Source organism: Cryptocyanus atlanticus LEGE 06306 (genome assembly GCF_056633155.1).
Map to the genome: position 1 here is coordinate 1 of NZ_JBSJOZ010000032.1, position 3,466 is coordinate 3,466.

A 3,466-nucleotide genomic window follows, 5' to 3' on the forward strand; every position below is an offset into this window, starting at 1 on the left:
CTGGACTTCATCGCCTCGAACTTGATCAAACCAGCATCGTGATGATTAGATCTAGTAGATACCTCTAGATATTTTCTAGAACAATTAAAGGGATAGATTCCAGTGGCTACAAACTACTGTTACGGATCAAGAGGTAAGCAACTTCAGTATATACTGTGCCGTTCGTTCAGAAGCTCATTGGCGTCATTGTCTGCCGTGGTAAACCTCCCATGCGCAGACATATCCGGTCAATAGATGAGCGAGATGACAATGAGGCAATCGAAGCGAAGATAGGAATGCCTAGAAAGAGATATCAGCCTAAACACTACCATCTCTAGGCCGGTCAGAGACAAGCCATGAACGTATGAATGAAGCAAACGCGTGTGAATAGCGACTTTCGCAATGCGTAGACTGATCTGTCTTGCGCGACCTTAATATTATAGTGGATGCATTGTACTTCAGAGGTGTCACCTATGAATATATCAGGTTGTCAAAGGAGGCGGAAGAGCTGCTGATTACACAGCACTCTTGAGCTGCCTAAGCAGGAGTTCCGCAAGACTATGGTTACACAGAATTACCCTGCTCGCCGGAGGTAATACCAAAGAAAAGATCATAAAGTGGTCCGAAAATTCTTACAGAAGTGTAGTATATCCAAGCGAGAACAATCCAATGGTCCTTCCGTTTCAGAAGTTCAAAGAAAAGATGATCGCGATTGCGACGCCCATTACTTCCCCACAGCTCGAGCTGTGGCTTATTAGGCGCCCGAAATAGACTAGGCATGGATGTATCATATTTACAATAGCCAAGAACATCATGAACTACACTAGCTAAATGCGTCACACGTTCATGAGTGATCGGTATATCCCTATCCTGATCTGGTCCAGTGAATGGTCGTTCACTTCCAATTATTATTCCATCTGGAGTCCCAACCCAAAACAGGTCGATACAGTGTAGCTTTGGCGAACAGCCGTCCCATCTATACCCCCTAGCAACAATGATTGTTCGTGGTTTCTGAAATGTGACAACCTTGCGGCCTTGAGTGTCAAGAAGACTTATCCCATCGCCCACTTCGCGATCAAACTGTTCGCACTCACTGGGTGTGAATATGCCATCGAAGCTGCAGGCTAGATCTTGCTCAAGCTGATAAAGAAGCTTCTTAATCTTGGTCGCCATAATAATCGTGGCTTTAGGTTTCATTCACAAATGTAGGCGTGACGGCGTAGGGCGCATCTCTTGCGCAATGTTTAGAATATTTTGTTACCGTAGGCGGATCTTTAGACAAATAAGAGTAAGCTAAAGACTATGGTCAGGCTGGTACCCAGAATCTAATTGGATAAGCAAGGATGCAGAAAATACAATTAGTTACTCATACCTGAAAGATGCCTGTCGTCTTTCGAAACGTTGTGTTTCACCTGCAAGTGCTTATTTTAGGTGCAAGCGCATGTTAGACGATGAACCGCACACTTCCTACTAAGTGTCTGGTTCAGCGGCCGCCGAAGCAATCAAACGGTAACAGACGAAGCGCTCGCCTTAGACAAGCGTGTCCCCATCGCGGCGAAACCCGAGCCGCCGCATGCCGGCTACCCGAGCTCGACTCGGCGGCAGCAGTGCCATGACGGAGTGTAAGCCCGAGTTCTCCAAACGCGTAGTCCTTGAATCTCCGGAAGAGTTCTCTTCCGGCACTCAATTAATGCGAATGCAAGACCATTCCGACGTCTGCATCATCTCTTTCAGGCTGAAGACCACCCCATCCAAGGAATGCATCGTCTAGGACGAATGCCCAAGGACCGTAGCCGGCATCCTCCCACATTCGCTCCTTGGGGGCCACGAGGTTCGCACACTTCGACTCCCCGAATCGACCTCGCGCGAGCGGCAGGTGCCGACGCACTAGGGGGTCGTTCATCAACTCGATGATGTCTTTTGGATCGACTTCACTTAGTCGCTTGAACGCGATCGCGTCGTAGTAATTGAGAGCCATGAGATCAGTTTTCCGTCCAACCATTTCAGTTGCTTCGCCGTATAACGTCGCGTATCACCCGCCCGAAGGAGCTTTAGCGCCTGAGGGTTGAATGTATCCCCCTTATTTAGCGGGCTTAAAAATAGTGACTGTGAACCCCTCACCAGCAAACCTGCGCAAACAAACCACAGAGCCCATTGTCCCAAAATAAATATTCCTTCGGCCGGCGATGCAATGCCAATGATTGGATGAGCCAAGCAGCAGCCCATAAGGTAAGAAAACAGCAGTAATTATCGGAATTTCATTGCGCGCTGAAAATACGCCCGTAATTCCGAGAACACAAATAAGCAGAGATTTTGCAAGCAAATCAACTGTAACAAATTGGAATGCGCAAAGTGACTGAACCCAGTTTCGTTCGATCTACACAGCCTTATTATATTCTTCAACCGGCAACTGGCGAGGGCGCGTGCTCAGTGCTTCGCGTGTGCCAACAAAGGTGTACGCTACGAATGCGAGATATACTAGCGACGCGGCGATTGTAATTGGATAGTTAGTCATTTTTTTCTGTCAAACGCTGCCCCAGAGTGGCAGGCAAGGATTGAATGGTCACAGCAGTAAATTTGTGAGTGTCAGTGCACTCGAGAGTCTTGATAAGCCGCATTCTCGCATCCTTGCAAAAAGGATGCAACTACTGTCTGAACAAACGGGTCCTTCGCATCTGTGGATGCCTCACGGTCGTGACGGTGAAGCAGGGCCAACGCAACCTTGCGTTCCTGGTACTGCTTTCGCAGATTCCTATCAGCGCGCAAGGTATCTCTAAAGGCTAGGCGTTCGCTCCACATGCGACTACCCAGAGGCACTAAGTGCATATGATGAGTCCGATGCTCAGCCGTTGGCATGCTAAACCAGTGCATTAGTTCTGCTTTGTACGGATAGTATACATATCCAATTAGTGAGGCATTATCAATTGCAGCCCTTGACTCGGCCAGCGACTTTAACGGAGCCATGATGTCAATTACTGGCTTGGCAGCAAGACGTGGAACGGCCGTACTGCCAATGTGTTCAGGCATACCAACAAATCAGTCTTTCAGTTGCCGAATCAGGAGCTCCTGCTCAGCCAAGAAGCGTTTAGGCCAAGCGCTGTTGTATTGGAAGATCTCCACAGTTACCTCAGACATAGCGAAGTCAGTCTCAGTGGATCCCATATTGAGCCATTTGTTGACCATCACCGGTGGCAGAGAAGCTTTGATTCTTCACCCAAACCTCCTAGCGGTCGTGCTGAATGCTCTTGACTAGACATACGAGGTAACTTTTTGGTATATCATTCTGACGGCTCGGCATTCTTCACCCCATGGAGCAATGTTAGTCATTTGGAGAACCAGAGTACCATCTGGCCTCTGCGAAAGCTTACTTCGCCAGCCCCAGTTAGGATTTGAGGGAACCAGATAGGTATGTTCGACTGTGAAGAGCCCCCAATGAGGTGGTCTGGCTTTTCTGGACAGGGCCCATCGTTAACCTCTGAGGCGGGGC

Annotated in this window: 1 protein-coding gene; it reads right to left on the reverse strand. The window is 48.5% G+C overall.

Annotated features, from left to right (window positions below; genetic code table 11):
* Positions 1 to 2,565: 2,565 nt before the first annotated feature.
* Positions 2,566 to 3,006 (reverse strand): GrpB family protein, encoded by a 441-nt coding sequence (locus ACWJI7_RS14095; RefSeq protein WP_479938842.1) that lies wholly within the window; start codon positions 3,004 to 3,006, stop codon positions 2,566 to 2,568.
* Positions 3,007 to 3,466: the final 460 nt, after the last annotated feature.

Bases quoted from the DNA above. Each gene is read 5' to 3' on its own strand.
- ACWJI7_RS14095 (WP_479938842.1), bottom strand. From the start codon at position 3,006: ATGCCTGAACACATTGGCAGTACGGCCGTTCCACGTCTTGCTGCCAAG.